The organism is Myxococcus sp. AM009 (assembly GCF_013372605.1).
GTDB classification, from domain to species: domain Bacteria; phylum Myxococcota; class Myxococcia; order Myxococcales; family Myxococcaceae; genus Myxococcus; species Myxococcus vastator.
This window is the reverse complement of sequence record NZ_JABXEP010000074.1, coordinates 1-15,266: the sequence shown is the minus strand read 5'-3', so window position 1 is coordinate 15,266 and position 15,266 is coordinate 1. Positions and strand designations below refer to the sequence as shown.

Here is a 15,266-nt window from a genome sequence, read left to right as displayed (position 1 = left end):
CCCTTCTAGCGGACACCGAGGGCGATGAGGGCAAAACCTTCACCGCCCAGCTCTACCGCCGCTCGAAGCGGCTCTCCGGAGGGGGACTTGAGCACGGGCACCATGCGCGGCGTGAGGTTCCCCTGCCAGCCCACCAGGTGCGTCAGCGGCACCGTCACCGGCTGCTCCTGACACACCGCCACCGCACGCAGCGGCCCCGGGAGACTCAAGAGCACCTGACCCTGCCCTCGCAGGTGCACCAGGTCCAGGTCCGGCGCGATGTCCGACGGAACCCGGCCGTTCTCGAACATGACCGGCTCCTCGAAGGCGAACACGCACTCGTCGCGGAAGTACGCGGAGTCCTCGCCCAGGTCCACCGCCAGGAAGGTACGGGTCGCGGCCGGCTCCAGGTAGAGCACGCCCTGCCCCCGGGCACGCACCATCCGCGCCGCCCCTTCCCCGAACGCCTTGTCCGTGGCCCGGCCCCGGAAGCGCTTCATCTCCGGCTGGAAGGAGAGCTGCCCCGCCAGCGCCACCAGACCCTCCAGGCGCGTCAGGAGCTCCCCCTCCACCGCCACGGTGTAGCAGCCCGGCCCCGCGCAGAAGGGCCGCGACGCCTCCGCGCCAGGAAGGACGACCGAGCCGGCGAGCTCGGCCAGCGACGACCGCGCGCCCTCCCGCGCGGGGGAGGACTCCGGCGCCGGGGTCGCGGGCGCCAGCGACGTCGCGGGCACCTTGCGCAGCTGCAGCCGCGTCAGGGGCACCGGCGTCAGCGGCACGCTCGTCGCCACCGGCTCGGAGGTCTCATCGAAGGCCGACTCGGGCGGCGGCTCCCGCGCCGCGCCACTGTCAGCCGCTGCCTCCGGCGCCTCGGCCACCGCTGCGCCGGAGAGCGCGCTGGGGCCTTCGTCCTCGGCGAAGCGAATCTCCTCGTCCTCCGGCTCGGCGGCGGCTGGCGGCGATGACGGCGCGGGCGGCGCCGGCTCGGCGGCGCGAGGCTCCACTGGTGTGCTCCGGGGCGGCGGCGTGGCGGCGGCGGCGGCCGGCTTCGCGTAGCTCTCCCCCGCGATGGCGCGCGACATCTTCTCCGCCATGACGTCACTGCCGGCGAGCAGGAAGTGCTCTCGGGCGCGGCCGTATTCGCCCATCTGCGCCAGCGTGAGGCCCAGGTAGTTCTGGGCCTTCTGGTGCTCGGGGGCCAGGTCGGTGGCCGTCTCGAACTCGCGCGCCGCGCGCTGGAGCGCGGACGTCTTCAGGTACACGAGGCCCAGGTTGACCCGCAGCGTCGGGTCCACCGGGTTGTCGCGCACCAGCATCTCGTACAGCTCGGCCGCCCTGTCGTACAGGCCGAGCTTGAAGTAGCAGAGGCCCAGCAGGTTCTGCGCCTTCTCCATGCGGGGCTGGAGCTCGTGGGCACGCTCCAGGAACGGCTGAGCCTCGTGGACCCGGCCTGCGGCCAACAACTCGCCACCGCGGGAGAGCTGCTGGAGGAACTCATCATCAGCGGGGCTCGTCTCCCCCCGCCCCTTCGCGCGCGTCGTCATTCTGGGATGTGGGCTCGCGGGGACCGCTCGAGACGGCCGCCTCGCGCTCCTTGTAGTGGTAGTAGAGCTTGAGCACCTTGCGCACGTACCCCTGCGTCTCCTGATAGGGGGGCACCTTGCCACCGTAGCGTTTCACCGCTTCGGGGCCAGCGTTGTACGCCGCAACCATCTTCACCATGTCGCCGTCGAACATGTTGGCGAGCACGCGCAGGTAGCGCACGCCGCCCTCGATGTTGTCGCGCTCGTTGAAGATGTCCTTCACGTACATGTCCGTCGCCGTGGCCGGCATGAGCTGCATCAGCCCGCTGGCGCCCTTGTGGCTGAGCGCGTTGGGGTTGAAGTTGCTCTCGGTGTGCATGATGGCGCGCACGAGCGCCGGCGGGATGCGGTAGCGCAGCGCCGCGGCGGTGATGTGCGGATCCAACTCCGGCGGGGTCCGCTTGCGGCCCACCACCGGCGTGTTCTTCGCGGGGGCCTTGGTGAACGTACCCTTCAGCGTCTTGGCCCGCTTGCTGCCCGTGGGCTGCACGTTCGTATAGATGATGGTGCCGTCCTTCTCGACGTACCGGTAGATGGCATCCGCCCCCGCCGACAAGGGCAGGGCCAGCACGGCGAAGGAGAGGAACGCGGAATAGGCACGCATATCGGCCCACGAACCTTAGACACCCGCGGGAAAGTCCTCAAGAAAACGCCTTGTTTCCAGCACTTACAGTCGTTAAGGCTGCTCACCATGCCCCATCGGTTCGATTTCCTCGTCCTGGGAGGCGGCGTGGCGGGCCTGTCGTTCGCCCTCCAGGCGGCCCGCCATGGCACGGTGGCCGTCCTCACCAAGCGTGAGCGTTCCGAAAGCAACACCGCCTATGCCCAGGGCGGCATCGCCAGCGTGCTCGCGCCGTCCGACACCTTCGAGGCCCACATCGAGGACACGCTGGTGGCGGGCGCGGGGCTGTGCCACCAGGACGCGGTGGAAGTCACGGTGAAGGAAGGCCCCAGCCGGGTGCGGGAGCTGGCGGACCTGGGCGCGGAGTTCAACCGCCGCATCACCGGCGAGTTCGACCTCACCCGCGAGGGCGGCCACTCCGCGCGCCGCATCATCCATTCGGGCGACATCACCGGCCGCGAGGTGCAGCGCGCGCTGCTCGCCGCGTGTGACGAAGTCCCCAACATCACCTTCTTCCCGCAGACGGCCGCCATCGACTTCATCCAGGAGCGGCGCGGCCCCTCCCCTGGGGTCAGTCGGTGTCTGGGCGTCTACGCCCTGCTGGAGGACGGCGTCATCGAGCGCTTCCTGGCCAAGGTGACGGTGCTGGCCACCGGCGGCGCCGGGAAGGTGTACCTGTACACGTCCAACCCGGACGTGGCCACCGGTGACGGCGTGGCCATGGCGTACCGGGCGGGGGCGAAGGTGGCGAACATGGAGTTCTACCAGTTCCACCCCACCTGCCTGTACCACCCGGAGGCCAAGAGCTTCCTCATCAGCGAGGCGCTGCGCGGCGAGGGCGGCAAGCTGAAGCTCAAGAGCGGCGCGTCCTTCATGGAGCGCTACCACCCCATGGGCGCGCTCGCGCCGCGTGACGTGGTGGCGCGCGCCATCGACGCGGAGATGAAGCGCACGGGCGACGACTGCGTCTACCTGGACATGACGCACCTGGGGCGCGCCTTCCTCGCCGAGCGCTTCCCCAACATCTACGCCACCTGCAAGGCCTTCAACATCGACATGGCGGTGCAGCCCATCCCCGTCGTCCCAGCGGCCCACTACATGTGCGGCGGCGTGGTGACGGACCTGGAGGGACGCACCAACGTGCCCGGCCTGTACGCCATCGGTGAAGTCACCTGTACGGGCCTGCACGGCGCCAACCGGCTCGCGTCCAACTCGCTGCTGGAGGGGCTCGTCTTCGGCCACCGCGCCGTGCAGGTGGCCGCGGACGAAGTGCGCGCGCAGCCCGCTCCCACCGAGGACCCGCCGCCCTGGGATTCGGGCAGCGCGGTGGAGTCGGATGAGAGCGTCGTCGTCACCCACAACTGGGACGAGATTCGCCGGCTGATGTGGAACTACGTCGGCATCGTCCGCACGGACAAGCGGCTGATGCGCGCGCGGCGCCGGCTGGAGCTGCTGCGCGAGGAGATTCGCGACTACTACTGGCGCTTCAAGGTGACTCGCGACGTCATCGAGCTGCGGAACATCGCCGACGTCGCCTACCTCATCGTCGACTGCGCCAGCCGCCGCAAGGAGAGCCGCGGCCTCCACTACACGCTGGACTACCCGCGCCCGGACGACCACCGCTGGCTGCGAGACACCGTCGTGTCCAGGGAGCCGTGAGCCCGCATGTCCTCCCGTCCACGACGCATTCTCGATGCACCCTCCCCCGCCTCGGGCGGTGAAGGCCCCGGCGCGCGGCCCCCTGGCCCACCGGTGCCAGGCCCACCGCAGCCGCGGCCCTGGGTGTGCTACGCCCTCATCGCTTGCGCGGTGTCGCTCTTCGTGGCGGAGCAGGTGCTGCCCATCTCCCAGGTGGTCCGGAGCGAGCTCGGGCGGATGCAGATTCCGCCCCTGGGCCTGTACGGCCCCTTCGTGCAGGCGGGCCAGTACTGGCGGCTGCTGGGCGCGGTGCTGGAGCACGGCAGTCCCCTCCACCTCCTGTTCAACATGTCGGTGGTGGTGACGCTTGGCTTCACGCTGGAGCGGGGCATCGGCAGCCTGCGCTTCCTCGGCCTGTCGCTCGTGACGGCGCTGGGGGCGTCCACCTTCTCGCTCATCTTCGACTTCGACGTGCCCACGGTGGGCGCGTCCGGAATGATTCTGGGCTGGGCGGGGGCCATGCTGCCCGTCGCCACGCGAGAGGGCCGCCGGGACTTGTTCATCTGGCTGGCGCAGGTGGCCGTCCTCAGCCTGCTCCCCTTCGTGAGCTGGGCGGGGCACCTGGGCGGCTTCCTCTTCGGACTGCCCTGCGGGCTGGCCCTGCGCATGGGGCGGCAAGTCTACGCGCGCGCCCTGCCCATCCTTCTTTTTCTCTCGGTGGTGGTGGCGCTCTACGCGGCCCACCCCGAGCGACGTGGAGGCTTTTGACATGGAAGTGCGAAGTGTCTGTGTGTTCTGCGGCTCCCGGCCCGGCGCGCGTCCGGAGTACCTGGACGCCGCCACCCGCATGGGCGCCGAGCTGGCGCGACGAGGCCTGACGCTCGTCTACGGCGGCGCCAGCGTGGGCCTCATGGGCGCGGTGGCGGACGGCGCGCTGGCCGCAGGAGGCAAGGTGGTGGGCGTGCTGCCCGGCTTCCTCGGCGCCAAGGAGCTGGCCCACCGGGGCCTCACGGAGCTGCACTCCGTTGGCTCCATGCACGAGCGCAAGGCGCTGATGGCGGAGCGCTCGGACGCCTTCATCGCGCTGCCCGGGGGCTTTGGAACGCTCGATGAGCTCTTCGAAATCGTGACCTGGGCCCAGTTGGGCCTGCATCGCAAGCCCATGGGCCTGCTGGACACGCGCGGCTTCTTCCAGCCCCTGCTGGCCATGGCGCGGCACCACGCGGAGGAAGGCTTCGTCCCCGTGGAGCAGGCCGTGCCCTTCGCCGTGAGCGCTTCGCCCACCGCCCTGATGGACCGGCTGCTGGCGGGCCCGACGATGCCGCCCGCGGAGAAGTGGCTGAAGCGCCCCAGCCAGACGTGAGCCGCGCTACTGCGCGCTCACCTGCATGTCCGCCTTGCCCAACGACGAGGCCATGCGGAACGTCACCGTCTGCGTGCCGGGCGGAATGACGGGGCTCCCGTCGGACATCTGCGTGGGGAACTGAATCTCCCACCCCACCCAGAAAATCGACGTGTACGGGTAGTACGCCCGCGTCTGCATGTTGACCCGGCCCAGCCGGCGGATGCGCGAGGGCGTCACCTCGCCAGCGGGCGTCACCAGCGCCAGGCGCCAGATGGAGTGCTTGTAGTCGAAGTCGGCGTAGACGAAGTCGTTGAAGTGCACGCCCAGGAAGAACTCATGGACCTGCGCGGCCTTCGCCCGCTCCTCGGCGAGCATCTGCTCCACCTTCACCGTGGGCAGTTGCTGGAAGGCGGCCTGACGATGCACGCGCGCCTCGCGGAAGGACTGCGTCTGCAGCGTCACGCCCGCGAACACGCGCGTGTCGAAGCCGTCGTAGATTTCCTGCTGCCCCGTGTAGCGCGCGAGAATCTTCCGGTAGGAGTGCTCCGCGTGCTCGTCCGGCAGCGACGGCGGCGGATCACTGATGGCGGTGGGCGGCGTGGTGACACAGCCCGCGAGCAGCCCCAGCAGCGCCGCGGTGAGGAACGGACGCCTCACGGAATGAAGTCCTTGCGGGTGAAGAGCGTGTGGAGCCGGTGGCCCGAGGCCTCCACGGCTTCACGTCCCCCTTCCAACCGGTCCACCAGCGCGAAGGCCCCCAGCACCTTCAGGCCTTCCAGTTGGGCCCGCTCGATGGCCTTGAGCGTGGATGCGCCCGTCGTGACGACGTCCTCCACGATGGCCACCGCCGCGCCCTGCCCCAGCCCGCTCAGGCCCTCAATCCACTGGCCCGTGCCGTGGCCCTTGGGCTCCTTGCGCACGATGAAGGCCGCCAGCGGCGTGCCGGACAGGTAGCCCGTGAGGCTCACCGCGGACGCCAGCGGATCGGCGCCCAGCGTCAGCCCGCCCACGCCCACGGCCTCGGGGGCCTCGCGCCGGATGGCCTCCAGGAACAGCCGGCCAATGAGGAAGTGGCCCTCGGCCAGCAGCGCCGTGCGCTTGCAGTCGATGTAGAAGTCCGACTCCTTGCCGGACGAGAGCACCACGCGGCGCTGCTCGAAGGAGCGTTCGGTGAGCAGCTCCAACAGCCGGGCGCGGTCGCGCACGAGCGGTTCCACCATGGCCTACAGCCCCTCCAGATAGGTGACCAGCTCGGACGAGTAGCGGAGCTGCATCAGGAGCTCCGCCTTGCGCGACTCATCCAGCGCGGCGAACACGTCCGCCAGCAGCGAGAGGTCCTGATTGATGGCCCCGAGCCGCTGCGCCACTTCCTGCGCCAGCTCGTCGGCGTCAATCTCCTCCTCCACGCTCTCCGGCGCCAGCGTGTCCTCGGTGGCGAGCGCCTTCTCCAGCATGTCGCGGACGGCCGCGCTCAAGCGCCCCTGCGCCTCGAGCTCGTCGCGCTTCGCCTCAAGGACTTCCGGGCCCACCGGCGTGGCGTGAATCGCCTCCGCCAGTGACATCACCAGCGCGTCCTCGTCCGAGAGCCGCAGGTGGATCCGCGCCTGCACCGCGTCCCGCTTGAGGAAGCGCAGCGCGGCGACGCGACGGAAGCCGCAGACGAGCTGGTAGCGGTCCTCCCCCGCCGGGCGGACATCCACCGGGAACAGCTGCCCCAGCCGCGCGATGTCCGTGGCCAGCCCCGACACGTCTCCTTCCGGGCGGAGCTTGAACGCGCTTTCGTCCTGCAGCTTCTCCAGCGACAGGAGCACCGTCGTCACCCGGCCTGAGAGCCGCTGCTCGGGCTCGGCGAGGACGTCCTCCTGAGACTCCTCGCCGGAGTCGCTGGCCTTGTCTCCGTCGGCATCACCCGTCCAGAACGCGCCTTGGGGGCGCTCGTCCAGCCCGGGCGTGGCGCGGGACTCGCTGTCGGAGAGGGCCTGCTCGGCGCGCGCCTCCGCGTTGGCGGCGGACCCGCCTCCTGATTCGCTTCCGTCCTGCCCGTGGGACTCACTCACGGCCTGGTGCTCGCCCTGCGCATGAGACGCATCCTTGGCATGTGGAGCCCCCTGACCGTGGGACGGGGTGCCCTCGGCCTGAAGTCCACCTTCCTGCGAACCTGTCGGGTCCTTCGACGCCTCGCTCACGGAGGCGTCCGCGGAGCCCGGCGCTCCGCTACCCGCATCGTGCGGCCGCGCGCCTTCGCCCTGCGTGTCGCCAGTGGCCGGGGACGAATCCTGCGATGAAGGCGTTCCGTCAACGGGAGGCTCACCGCCCTGCCCCTGCGCCGAGCCGGCGTTCTGGGGCTCGCCCTGTTCCGAAGGCGCGCCCTCGGCGCGCGGCTCAGCGCCCTGTTCCGGTGGCGTACCCTCGGCGCGAGGCTCCAGCCCTTCGGCGGGTGGCGTGCTCTCGGCGGCTCGGTGCTCCGAACCTTCGACGGGCGGCGTGCCCTCGGCGAGCTGCTCAGCGCCCTGTTCCGACGGCGCGCCCTCGGCGGCCCGCTGCTCGGAACCTTCGGCTGGCGGCGAGCCCTCGGCGCGGTGCTCGCCACCGGACTCCGGTGACGCGTCCTCGCGCTTGTGCTCGCCCTGCTCCGGGGAGCTCCCCGAAGCGTGCGGCTCGGTGCTCACGGCACCACCCTGGCCGCCGTCCTGCCCGGACGACGCCTGTGAGCCGCCTTCGGGCCCAGCACCCGCCGTCCCATCCTGTCCATCAACCCTGTGCTCGGCGTCCATGGTGGCACCCCTGATAAGCCCACGCGCCCGCACCGCCAACGACTGACGGCGCGGGCGGTGCGCGCTAGCGGGTCTTCTTCTTCACCACGACCTTCTTCTTCGCGCCAGCACCCACCAGGACTGGCGTCGGCGGCTCGGCAGAGCCCGCTTGCTCAGCCTGCGACTCCGCCCGCTCCACGCGGGTCGGCGGAGGCGGCGGCAGCGGCTTGCTTCCCAGGCCACCCAACCCCGGACGGGTGATGGGCGCCGAGGGGCGCGTCGTCGCGGCAGGCGCCGAGGGGCGCGCGGGCGGCGGAGGAGGCGTGGGCCGCGACGGCGGCGGCGGAGGCGTGGGCCGCGCGGCGGGAATCGTCGGACGCGCGGGCGTCACCGAGGGACGGCTCACCGCCGTGGGGCGGACCACCGCGGGGCGCTCGGCCGGCAGACGTCCCGGCTCCACATCCCCCATGTCCACGCGGCCGCGGAAGCTGGCTCCGTCCACGATGATGACGCGCGGGGCGCGGATGTCGCCCACCATGCGGCCTTCGCGGGTGAGCTCCACGCTCTCGGTGGCGTTGATGTTGCCCACCACCACGCCGCTGACGATGGCGTTCCTCACCGCCACGTTCGCCTTCACCACCCCCGAGGGCTCCACGATGAGGGTGCGGCTGAGCGTCAGCTCACCCTCGACGCGCCCTCGGACCGTGAGGTCCTCGTCGCCCGTCAACCGGCCGCTGATGAGGATGGAAGGCCCCACCACGGTGTTGTCGACGTTGTTGCTCGCTGAGAGCTCCTTCGCGGTGGCCACGAATCAGCGCTCCTTCATGTCCATGTCGACGTTGCCCTTGAAGGAGGCACCGTCGGCGATGAGGATTCGGGGCGCCTTGATGTCGCCCACCACGCGGCAGTCCGTCTTCAGCTCCACCTTGTCGCTGGCGACGATGTTGCCCGTGACGCGGCCGGCGATCTCCACGTTCTGCGTCTCGATGTCCGCCTCGACGACGCCGCTGCCCTCCACGTAGAGGCTTTCCTTGAGGGAAATCTTCCCCTTCACGGTGCCCTGGATGACCAGGTCCTCGTCGCCGGAGATCTCCCCGTCGATGACGATGCTCGAGCCAATGACCGTATTCGCCATGAGTGTTGTCCGCCTCTCGAAAGGTGTGTGCCGCGGCGCGCGCGGCGTGAAGCTCAAATGTCGTCAGGAAGCCGAACGTCCATCTCGATGGAGCCGTTGAACACGGCCCCGTCCTCGATGACGACGCGAGGCGCCTTGATGTCGCCGGCCACCTTGGCCGAGGCGTTGATGGCCACGCGCGACGAGGCGTCGATGTTGCCGCTGGCCTCGCCGTTGATGGTCAACTCCTCGGCGCGGATGTCCGCCTGCACCTTGCCGGTGCTCTCGATGGTGAGGTGGTTCTTCAGGGCAATCTGCCCCTCCACGCGTCCCTCGATCACCAGGTCCCCACCTCCCGTGAGGTTGCCCTTGATGACGATGCCCTTGCCGATGATGCCCGTTTCACCCGTTGCCATGCGGTGACCTCACCCAGCGCCAGCTCCTCCCTAGGAGCCGGGCGACCTGATTATGTCAGAGATGCGCGGAGATCCAGCCGGAGATATCCCGGAACACCTCCGCACGGCCCACCTCGTTGAGCGGCTCATGCCGCATTCCGGGGTACTCCTTGAACTTCTTGTCGGGCGACCCCGCCCGCTCGAAGTACTCCCGCGCCGCCGCCGGAGCGGCCACCCCATCCTCCGCGCCACACAGGACGAACAGCGGCACTTGAATCTTCGGCGCCAGCAGCACGGCCTCGCCCTGTGCCCGCGTGGACTCGACGAACCACCGCGGCGTGGCGATGGCCTGGTGGAGCGGGTCCTCCCGGGTGGCCTGCTGCACGTCGGTGTCATGGGTGAGGTCCTCCACCTTGAGCCCGGAGGAGATGCTCAGCCACGGCACCAGCTTGCCCACCGCGCGCGCGGCCATCAGCTTCGAGGCCGGAGGGGTGATGGCCAGCTTGAGGTACGGCGCCGACAGCACCAGCCCCGTCAAACCCTCCACAGGCCGGCTGGAGGCCCACGTCGCCGACATCAGGCCGCCGTGGCTGTGCGCCAGCATGAAGGCCTTCTTGCCCTCCGACACCGCGCGCACCCGCGCCCAGAAGACCTCCAGGTCCTCCAGGTAGTCCGGCCACTTCTCGCAGTAGGCCCGGCGCCCGTCGGCCTTGCCATGGCCCCGGTAGTCGAAGCCGTGCACCGCGAAGCCGTCCGCCAGCAGCGCGTCCGTCACGAAGCCATAGCGGCCAAAGTGGTCGCCATACCCATGCACCACCGCGACATGCGCGCGGGGCTCGGCATCAGGAAGGATGGACTTCCAGTACAGCCGTGTCCCATCCCTGCCGGGAAAAAAGCCCTCGTCGCTACGCGCCATAGGCGCACCAACTTAGCGGTCTGGCGCACGCGTGGGTAGCGCCTTGAGCTTGCGCTCCAACGCGGCGCGCTGACCGGGGGGCTCGGCGGACTCGGGGTCCAGCGTCAGCACTTCCAGGGCGCGGCGCCAGGCCGCCGCGGCATCGTCCGTCCTCGCCACCCGCTGGTAGGCGTCTCCCAGGTGTTCGAGGATGACGGGCTCGTCCGGAGCCAGCGTGGAGGCCCGCTCCAGCGCGTCCACGGCCCGGGCGTAGTCTCCTCGCCGGAAGTACACCCAGCCCAGTGAATCCAGGTAGGCCCCGGTGTCCGGCCGCAGCTCCAGGGCGCGCCGCACGCGCCGCTCGGCCTCGTCCAGGTGCTGCCCCGCCTGCGCCAGCAGGTAGCCCAGGAAGTTCAGCGCGGCGGTGTGGTCCGGGGACACGGCCAGCACCGCCCGCATGCGGGCCAGCGCGCCCGTCACATCGCCTTGCCGCTCGTGGGCAGCGCCCAGCACGTACAGCAGGTCCGCGTCCCGGGGAGCGCGCGCCACCGCCTCGCGCAGCAGCGTCAACGCCTCGTCGCCTCGGCCCTGCCGGTGGAGCGTGGCGGCCAGGGCGTCATACAGCGCCGCGGAGGGACTGGCGGCCAGGGCCTCGCGCAGGAGCAGCTCCGCGCGGTGCGGCGTGCCGCCGCGCTCCAGCGCCCGGGCGAACTGCATCCGGACCTCCACGTCCTCCGGTGACGCCCGCATCGCCGTCCGGTAGAGCGTGAGCGCCCGGGAGTGCTCCCCCAGCAGCGACAGGCTGCGGGCACGGCGCAGGCGCGCGTCGGCATGGACATCCGACTCCGAGGGAACACCGGCGAAGGCCTCCGCCGCGTCGGCGAAGCGGCGCATCCGCTCATGGACGAGCCCCGCGTAGTAGGCCAGCCGAGGGTCCGCATGTTCCCCTCTGCGCGCCACCTCCAACACCTCCGCGGCCGCCCCGGGCTCGCGCGCGGCCAGGTAGCTGAAGGCCACCCGCACCGGCATCTCCGGCTCGGAGGAGAGCGACAACAGCCGGTCGAAGTACGCCCGCGCCCGGACGGCGGAGCCCGCCTTCAGCGCCGCGCGCCCGGCGCCCAGCAGCACCTCGCGGCTGTCCGGTTCCCGCTCCAGCGCCCGAGCCAGGGACTCCTCCGCCTGCACGGGCCGGCCGGTGTCCACGTACAGCTGAGCCAGCGCCGTCAGCACCTCCACGTCGCCTGGGGCCCGGGTGGCGGCCTCCACCAGCAGGCGTTCGGCACGCGCCGTGTCGCCCCGCTCCGCCAGGGCCAACCCCAGGCGCTGGTACCCAGAGGCCTCCCCCGGCAGCGCCAGCGCCAGCGCGTCCACCACCTTCACCGCCGCGTCCGTGGCCCCTGTCTCCAGGTGGAGCTGGGCCAGGACGAGGTAGGCCTCCGGCTCGCGCGGCTTGAGGGACACCGCGCGCCGCAGGTGCAGCCGGGCCCGGGCGAACCGCTTCGACTCCGTGAGGACGCGGCCCAGGAGCACGTGCGCGGGGTAGTAGGCGGGGGCACGCAGCACGGCCCGGCGAAGCTCACGCTCCGCGCGCGTCAAATCGCCCAGCCGGGCGTACGCCTCGCCCAGCCGGGTGAGCAGCAGCGGGTTGCCGTCATCCGTGGCCAGGGCCAGCCGCAGCGCGTCCACCGCGCCCCGGTGGTCCCCGGCATGGTGCTTCAGCCGGGACTGGAGGTAGTTCGTGTAGCTGGCGGACGAGGCGTAGCGGCCTTCGTCCGCGGCGCCCGCGTCGATGGCCTCCCGCATGGCCTCCGGGTCCACGCGCGGCCGCCGTGACGGGGCGGCCGCGGACACACCCGGCGCTACGAGGACGGCCAGCAGGGCGGACACGAGGAGGCGAGAGGGGCGCACGCGAGCCTGAGTCTAGCGTGAGCCCGCCCCGCGTGCAGTCGCCTCAGGTCTCCTCGGGGGCCGGCGCGCCCAGTTTCTCCAGCAGCTTCTCCACCGAGTCGCTGTCCTGGCTCACATCCGCCACCGCCGACCGGTACTCCGTGTCTGTCGCCTTCTCCACATCCGGCAACATGCGGCTGATGACGGCGCGCGCCGCCTCCGCCTGGCACTCCGGCAGGACGACGGCGAACACGCCTCCGCCCAGGTGGGAGATGGCGTCCGGGTGGCGCACCCGCTTGCGCATGACGTCCGCGATGGTGGACGGCACGGGCTCCACCGGCCGGTCGGGCCGGAGCACCGCGAGGCTGAGCGCGCGGTGGTAGCGCCGGCTGCGCGCCACTTCCTGCTCCAGCCGCAGCAGCAGCCCGCGCCGGTCGTGCAGGCCCGTTGCGGGGTCGCTGCCGGTGCGCCGCTGCAGGGCGCTGGCCTTCTCCTTCTCCTGCTGCTCGCGCTCGCCCTGGCGCAGCTTGAGGGCGCGCTCGGTGCGGTTGAGGAGCTCCACCGCGTTGAACGGCTTGCTCATGTAGTCCACCGCGCCCAGGTTCAGCGAGCGGACCTTCTCCGCCACGCCCTGGTGGGCGGACAGCAGGATGACGGGGATGCGCGCGGTGTCCGTCGAGGACTTGAGCGCCATGGCCGCGTCCAGGCCGTCCAGCTTGGGGAGGAATACGTCCATGACCACCAGGTCCGGCCGCTGGGCCTTCGCCCGGGCCAGGCCCTCCGCGCCGTCGCGCGCCACCTCCACGCGGTACTTGGAGCGCAGCACCTCCGACAGCACCGCGGCGATCTCCGGCTCGTCCTCCACCACCAGCACGCGCGGCTGCTCCTGCGGCGAGGGCGCGGCGGCGGGCGGCGGACGCGGGTTGCGCGGCGCTTCCTGCGCCAGCGGCAGCGTGAAGACGAAGATGCAGCCGGTGTCCGGCGGGCTCTCCGCCCAGATTTCACCGCCGTGCAGCTCCACGAACTCCTTGCAGATGGCCAACCCCAGCCCGGTGCCCTTGCCGCCGTGGCGGTAACGGTCGAAGACGAGGTGCAGCTCGTCCGGCGGAATGCCCACGCCGTCGTCCTGCACGCACACCTTGGCGGCGTCTCCGTCCGGACGCCCCAGCCGCTGGGTGCTCACCACCACCTCGCCGTCCTGGCGCGCGTGGTGGATGGCGTTGGTGATGAGGTTCTGCAGCACCTCGTGCAGCTTCACCTCGTCGCCGATGAGCATCAGGCTGTCCGGACAGTCGGCGCGCAGGGACACACCCCGCTCCGCGGCGAGAATCTCCAGCTCGTTGACGGCATCGCGGCACAGCTGCGCCACGTCCAGGACTCGGGGCTCGATGGACAGCCGCGCCGCCTCGCCCTTGCCCTTCTCCAGCAGGGACTCCACCAGGCCGAGGATCTTCTTGCCCTGGCGGATCATCGCCTCGGAGGACTGGCGCTGCTGCGGCTCCAGCGGCCCTTCCTGCAACAGCCGGCCGTGCCCCAGGAGCACCTGGAGCGGCGCGCGCAAGTCATGGCTGCACACCGCGATGATTTCGTCCTTGAGCCGGTTGAGCTCCTTGAGCCGGCGGTTGGCCTCGCTCAGCTCCTGGTAGCGCTGGACGTAGGCCTCCTCCAGGTCCTCGCGCTTCTTCTTCACCGCCGTGTGAAGGCGCGCGTTGCGGATGGAGTTGGCCAGCACGCCGGCCACCGCCTGGGCGAACTCCTGCTCGTCCCGGCCGAACGACGCGTCCGCGCGCGATACGCGTAGGAACAGCGCCCCCAGCAGGTCGCCCTGACAGATGAGGGGCTGGACCAGGATGGACTTCACGCCCAGCGGCAGGATGTTGGTGCGGACCTCCGCCATCAGCGGGTCGCGCTGCGCCTCCTCGATGACCACCGCCTCCCGCGTCTCCAGCGCGCGGCGCAGCTCCGGGTAGCGCATCACCTCGATGTCCAGCTGGACGAGGCTCGGGTCCTCCTGCGTGGCGACCACCTTCGCGGTGCGGGCATGGCTGCCCTCCACCAGCACCACCGAGCAGCGGTCCGTCCCGGTGACGCGGCCGACCTTGTCCACGGCGATGCGGAGAATCTCCTCCAGTTCCAGCGAGCTGGTGGCCGCCTGGGTGATTTCCAGGAGCATCCCCATCCGCAGACGGATCCGCTCTTCCCGGTCGCGCAGCCGGCCCGCGCGCAGCGCGGCCTCCAGACGGGGCACCACCTCGTCGGCGCCGCGGATCCAATCGTCCACGGCCAGCCGCTTGAAGGCCTCCGCCGAGCGCGCGCGGCCCAGGTCCACCAGCACCGGCAGGCGCTGGAGCCGGTCCACCTTGCGCAGCGACTCCAGCATCTCCGCGGCCCGCTTCGCCGTCACCGCCAGCAGGACGACCTCTGGCTGCAACGTGTCCGCGACCTGGGCCAGGCCGCTCTCCTTCTCCGCCGACGCGCACTGGTAGCCGCTCGAGGTGAGCCGCTCCATGAGCGCGTCGCCCGCCTCCTTGGCGGCCACCACCAGCACGCGTCCCCGCTGATCAGCCTGCATCTCGACTCTCACGGTGAACCCCAGCCCCGGCGGCATGGCGCTGGGTAGAGAGGCTGCAAAAACGCGCTGCGTGCGAAAGAGTTCATGGTTCGGATCCCGATCATGCCGCTGAACACGCCCTGGGGCCAGAACGGCGGGCATGGGTGGGAGGATGTGGCCACGTCGGTCCCCGCCGCCCCCAAGCCCTCCGGAGGCCGAGCGTACACGATGGACGCCACTTCCCTACCGCCCGCGGACCGCGCACGGCCGCTCGCCCCGCCTGCCACCCATCAGGCGCCAGCAGGGCTACAGATGCAACACCCTGGCGCTTCCCTGGCCCTGTGACACCGCCCACCGCGTGGGTCCCGACGGCGCGGGCGGAACTACCACAGCCAGCAGCCCTTGGGGGACGTTCCGGACCCAGGTGGGATGGGGTCGGTTCGGGCCCGCCCGACAGGTGGGCGTAGGTGCCTGGGGTGCCGCGTACCGGCTTGAGTCCGCCCC

At 71.1% G+C, this 15,266-nt stretch carries 14 protein-coding genes; 3 read left to right on the top strand and 11 right to left on the bottom strand.

Going from position 1 to position 15,266, the window contains the following annotated elements; genetic code table 11:
• Nucleotides 1-5: 5 nt before the first annotated feature.
• On the bottom strand, nucleotides 6-1,523 hold the full coding sequence (locus HV824_RS19345) for a tetratricopeptide repeat protein (RefSeq protein ID WP_176423969.1): 1,518 nt from the start codon (nucleotides 1,521-1,523) through the stop codon (nucleotides 6-8).
• Nucleotides 1,480-2,166: a lytic transglycosylase domain-containing protein gene (locus HV824_RS19340; protein ID WP_176417501.1), complete on the bottom strand. Its 687-nt coding sequence runs from the start codon at nucleotides 2,164-2,166 to the stop codon at nucleotides 1,480-1,482. Before HV824_RS19340 ends, HV824_RS19345 begins: the two co-directional genes overlap by 44 nt.
• 87 nt (nucleotides 2,167-2,253) lie before the next feature.
• Here HV824_RS19340 and nadB point away from each other — a divergent pair, with 87 nt between their 5' ends.
• The 3 genes from nadB (at nucleotide 2,254) to HV824_RS19325 (ending at nucleotide 5,185) form a co-directional block, all read left to right on the top strand.
• A complete protein-coding gene (nadB, locus tag HV824_RS19335; protein WP_176417500.1) occupies nucleotides 2,254-3,843 on the top strand; it encodes an L-aspartate oxidase in 1,590 nt (529 codons plus the stop codon).
• Nucleotides 3,844-3,936: 93 nt separating this feature from the next.
• Nucleotides 3,937-4,590, top strand: coding sequence for a rhomboid family intramembrane serine protease (locus tag HV824_RS19330; RefSeq protein ID WP_176417499.1), 654 nt, complete (start codon nucleotides 3,937-3,939; stop codon nucleotides 4,588-4,590).
• Between the two features lies 1 nt (nucleotide 4,591).
• On the top strand, nucleotides 4,592-5,185 hold the full coding sequence (locus tag HV824_RS19325) for a TIGR00730 family Rossman fold protein (protein WP_176417498.1): 594 nt from the start codon (nucleotides 4,592-4,594) through the stop codon (nucleotides 5,183-5,185).
• 6 nt (nucleotides 5,186-5,191) lie between these two features.
• Here HV824_RS19325 and HV824_RS19320 read toward each other — a convergent pair whose 3' ends face one another.
• The 9 genes from HV824_RS19320 to HV824_RS19280 all read right to left on the bottom strand — a co-directional run bounded on the left by HV824_RS19320 (nucleotide 5,192) and on the right by HV824_RS19280 (nucleotide 14,783).
• The gene (locus HV824_RS19320; RefSeq protein ID WP_176417497.1) at nucleotides 5,192-5,824 is read right to left on the bottom strand and encodes a hypothetical protein; all 633 of its coding nucleotides are present in this window, start codon (nucleotides 5,822-5,824) and stop codon (nucleotides 5,192-5,194) included.
• Entirely contained in the window at nucleotides 5,821-6,387 is a 567-nt protein-coding gene (gene pyrE, locus HV824_RS19315; protein ID WP_163783725.1) for an orotate phosphoribosyltransferase, read from the bottom strand. The genes HV824_RS19320 and pyrE overlap by 4 nt, the downstream gene beginning before the upstream one ends.
• A gap of 3 nt (nucleotides 6,388-6,390) precedes the next feature.
• Nucleotides 6,391-7,941: a ParB N-terminal domain-containing protein gene (locus HV824_RS19310; RefSeq protein WP_176417496.1), complete on the bottom strand. Its 1,551-nt coding sequence runs from the start codon at nucleotides 7,939-7,941 to the stop codon at nucleotides 6,391-6,393.
• A gap of 64 nt (nucleotides 7,942-8,005) precedes the next feature.
• Nucleotides 8,006-8,728 carry a bactofilin BacP gene (gene bacP, locus HV824_RS19305; protein ID WP_176417495.1) on the bottom strand — a complete coding sequence of 241 codons (723 nt, stop codon included), beginning with the start codon at nucleotides 8,726-8,728 and terminating at the stop codon, nucleotides 8,006-8,008.
• Nucleotides 8,729-8,731: 3 nt separating this feature from the next.
• Nucleotides 8,732-9,112 carry a bactofilin BacO gene (gene bacO / locus HV824_RS19300; protein WP_176408989.1) on the bottom strand — a complete coding sequence of 127 codons (381 nt, stop codon included), beginning with the start codon at nucleotides 9,110-9,112 and terminating at the stop codon, nucleotides 8,732-8,734.
• The gene (bacN, locus tag HV824_RS19295; protein ID WP_002636699.1) at nucleotides 9,109-9,450 is read right to left on the bottom strand and encodes a bactofilin BacN; all 342 of its coding nucleotides are present in this window, start codon (nucleotides 9,448-9,450) and stop codon (nucleotides 9,109-9,111) included. The genes bacO and bacN overlap by 4 nt, the downstream gene beginning before the upstream one ends.
• Before the next feature lie 55 nt (nucleotides 9,451-9,505).
• The gene (locus HV824_RS19290; protein ID WP_176417494.1) at nucleotides 9,506-10,345 is read right to left on the bottom strand and encodes an alpha/beta hydrolase; all 840 of its coding nucleotides are present in this window, start codon (nucleotides 10,343-10,345) and stop codon (nucleotides 9,506-9,508) included.
• Between the two features lie 12 nt (nucleotides 10,346-10,357).
• Nucleotides 10,358-12,232, bottom strand: a complete 1,875-nt coding sequence (locus HV824_RS19285; protein ID WP_176423968.1) for a tetratricopeptide repeat protein — start codon at nucleotides 12,230-12,232, stop codon at nucleotides 10,358-10,360.
• 43 nt (nucleotides 12,233-12,275) lie between these two features.
• Nucleotides 12,276-14,783, bottom strand: coding sequence for an ATP-binding protein (locus HV824_RS19280; protein ID WP_176417492.1), 2,508 nt, complete (start codon nucleotides 14,781-14,783; stop codon nucleotides 12,276-12,278).
• Between the last annotated feature and the right edge of the window lie 483 nt (nucleotides 14,784-15,266).